The 3,354-nt window shown below is 55.0% G+C and carries 1 tRNA gene and 2 rRNA genes; all 3 read left to right on the top strand.

Annotation, left to right across the window (positions count from 1 at the left end):
* Nucleotides 1-120 precede the first annotated feature (120 nt).
* The 3 genes from LRP66_RS18120 to LRP66_RS18110 all read left to right on the top strand — a co-directional run bounded on the left by LRP66_RS18120 (nucleotide 121) and on the right by LRP66_RS18110 (nucleotide 3,333).
* Nucleotides 121-2,945: ribosomal RNA gene (locus LRP66_RS18120) — 23S ribosomal RNA — on the top strand.
* 141 nt (nucleotides 2,946-3,086) lie between these two features.
* Nucleotides 3,087-3,201, top strand: a 5S ribosomal RNA gene (gene rrf / locus LRP66_RS18115).
* A gap of 55 nt (nucleotides 3,202-3,256) precedes the next feature.
* A tRNA-Met gene (locus tag LRP66_RS18110) sits at nucleotides 3,257-3,333 on the top strand.
* Nucleotides 3,334-3,354: the final 21 nt, after the last annotated feature.

Here is a 3,354-nt window from a genome sequence, read left to right as displayed (position 1 = left end):
GCAATTCACAATATCTGGCTGAGTATTTAATGACCACACCAATTGAGCCACATCGCGCTGCTCTGCCGAGTCGGCATCCTGAGAGGGATGCCCAGCGTTGATGGTGGTGGTGTGGGCTCTCAAGCGTGAGGTAAGGGCAATTCGTGGATGCCTTGGCATGTACAGGCGATGAAGGACGTGGCACGCTGCGATAAGCGTCGGTGAGGTGTGAGCAACCTTTGACCCGACGATTTCCGAATGGGGAAACCCACCTATCCGTTTAATCCTAGCTGAGCCGCTCGGCGGCACGCTTTCCAAGCGTGCTGACGTGTGGCTCTGTGAGGGTTAGGCGGGCTAGGTATCTTGAAGCTGAATACATAGGTTTCGAGAAGCGAACCCGGTGAACTGAAACATCTCAGTAGCCGGAGGAAAAGACATCAACCGAGATTCCGTTAGTAGTGGCGAGCGAACGCGGACCAGGCCAGTGCTCAGATTTCAACTAGCAGAAGCTTCTGGAAAGTAGCACCATAGCGGGTGACAGTCCCGTATGCGAAAGTGATGATCTGAGACTCGAGTAGGGCGGGACACGTGAAATCCTGTCTGAACATGGGGGGACCACCCTCCAAGCCTAAATACTCGTACATGACCGATAGCGAACTAGTACCGTGAGGGAAAGGTGAAAAGCACCCCGATGAGGGGAGTGAAACAGTACCTGAAACGGATTGCCTACAAGCAGTTGGAGGGTCTTTAGGGCCTGACAGCGTACCTCTTGCATAATGGGTCTGTGACTTAATGTTTCAAGCAAGCTTAAGCCGATAGGTGTAGGCGCAGCGAAAGCGAGTCTGAATAGGGCGCTTTAGTTTGAAGTATTAGACCCGAAACCCGGCGATCTATGCATGACCAGGATGAAGGTGCGGTAACACGCACTGGAGGTCCGAACCGATTAACGTTGAAAAGTTACCGGATGAGTTGTGCTTAGGGGTGAAAGGCCAATCAAGCCGGGAAATAGCTGGTTCTCCGCGAAAACTATTGAGGTAGTGCCTCGAGCGGACACCATAGGGGGTAGAGCACTGGATGGTTGCGGGGGTCGCGAGATCTACCAATACTAACCAAACTCCGAATACCTATGAGTGATACTCGGGAGACAGACGGCGGGTGCTAAGGTCCGTCGTCAAAAGGGAAACAGCCCTGACCTACAGCTAAGGTCCCCAAGTCGTGTCTAAGTGGGAAAGCATGTGGAAATCCCAAAACAACCAGGAGGTTGGCTTAGAAGCAGCCATCCTTTAAAGAAAGCGTAACAGCTCACTGGTCTAAACAAGGGTTTCTGCGGCGAAGATGTAACGGGGCTCAAGACACGCACCGAAGCTTAGGGTGTACGCTTATGCGTACGCGGTAGCGGAGCGTTCCGTAAGCCTGCGAAGCGATCTGGTAATGGGTCGTGGAGGTATCGGAAGTGCGAATGCAGACATGAGTAGCGATAAAGAGGGTGAGATGCCCTCTCGCCGAAAGACCAAGGGTTCCTGCGCAAGGCTAATCCGCGCAGGGTGAGCCGGCCCCTAAGACGAGCCCGAAGGGGGTAGTCGATGGGAACCACGTTAATATTCGTGGGCCTGGTGGTGTGTGACGGATTTCGTGTGTTGTACGTCCTTAACGGATTGGACGTGCTTCGAAGAAGTCCCGGGAAATAGCCCCACCGTATAGACCGTACCCGAAACCGACACAGGTGGTCAGGTAGAGTATACCAAGGCGCTTGAGAGAAGTGTCCTGAAGGAACTCGGCAAATTGCCTCCGTACCTTCGGAAGAAGGAGGCCCCATGTAGGCGCAAGCCATCATGGGGGGCACAGGCCAGGGGGTAGCGACTGTTTAGCAAAAACACAGGGCTCTGCTAAGTCGGCTTCAAGACGACGTATAGGGCCTGACGCCTGCCCGGTGCCTGAAGGTTAAGTGGAGGAGTGCAAGCTCTGAAATGAAGCCCAGGTAAACGGCGGCCGTAACTATAACGGTCCTAAGGTAGCGAAATTCCTTGTCGGGTAAGTTCCGACCTGCACGAATGGCGTAACGACTTCCCCACTGTCTCCAGGACATGCTCAGCGAAATTGAATTCTCCGTGAAGATGCGGAGTACCCGCGGTTAGACGGAAAGACCCCGTGCACCTTTACTGCAGCTTCAGAGTGGCATTGGATAAGAACTGTGTAGCATAGGTGGGAGGCTTTGAAGCATCGGCGCCAGCCGGTGTGGAGCCATAGGTGAAATACCACCCTGTTGTTATCTAATGTCTAACCTCGTACCGTGAAACCGGTACAGGGACCCTCTGTGGCGGGTAGTTTGACTGGGGCGGTCGCCTCCTAAAGAGTAACGGAGGCGCGCGAAGGTTGGCTCAGGCCGGTTGGAAACCGGCTGTTAGAGTGCAATGGCATAAGCCAGCCTGACTGCGAGACTGACAAGTCGAGCAGAGACGAAAGTCGGTCATAGTGATCCGGTGGTCCCTCGTGGAAGGGCCATCGCTCAACGGATAAAAGGTACGCCGGGGATAACAGGCTGATAACCCCCAAGAGCTCATATCGACGGGGTTGTTTGGCACCTCGATGTCGGCTCATCACATCCTGGGGCTGGAGCAGGTCCCAAGGGTTTGGCTGTTCGCCAATTAAAGTGGTACGTGAGCTGGGTTCAGAACGTCGCGAGACAGTTTGGTCCCTATCTGCCGTGGGCGTCGAAATTTGAGAGGAGTTGACCCTAGTACGAGAGGACCGGGTTGAACGTACCTCTGGTGTACCTGTCGTCGTGCCAACGGCGCAGCAGGGTAGCTATGTACGGACGGGATAACCGCTGAAAGCATCTAAGCGGGAAGCCTCCCTCGAGATAAGATTTCTCAGGACGGTCGAAGACCACGACCTTGATAGATCGGATGTGGAAGTGCGGTAACGCATGGAGCTAACCGATACTAATTGTCCTATTCGCGCTTGAGAGCTCCACACCCCCACCATCAGCCCTGGGCCGATGGCAAGAGGGTCTGGTCATCAACACAGCCAGTGCACCGCATCGATTTTATACCCAAACCACCTCGTCGCCCACACGGCAACGAGGTCAGTGTTCGCGGACTCTATTGCCTGGTGGCCATAGCGTCGGTGTCCCACCCGATCCCATCCCGAACTCGGCCGTGAAACCCGACTGCGCCAATGGTACTACTGCTCAAGCAGTGGAAGAGTAGGGCGTCGCCAGGCATTACAGCCCGCGAACACAAAAACCCATTCACATCGTCTCCCCTTACCTACGCGTCGCGGGGTGGAGCAGCCCGGTAGCTCGTCAGGCTCATAACCTGAAGGCCGCAGGTTCAAATCCTGCCCCCGCAACCACACCACACACAGCCCGCCCCA

The organism is Sphingomonas sp. Leaf21, from assembly GCF_916858675.1.
Lineage (GTDB): Bacteria > Pseudomonadota > Alphaproteobacteria > Sphingomonadales > Sphingomonadaceae > Sphingomonas.
The sequence above is the reverse complement of the archived record's forward strand: the minus strand, read 5'-3'. Positions and strand labels throughout refer to the sequence as shown.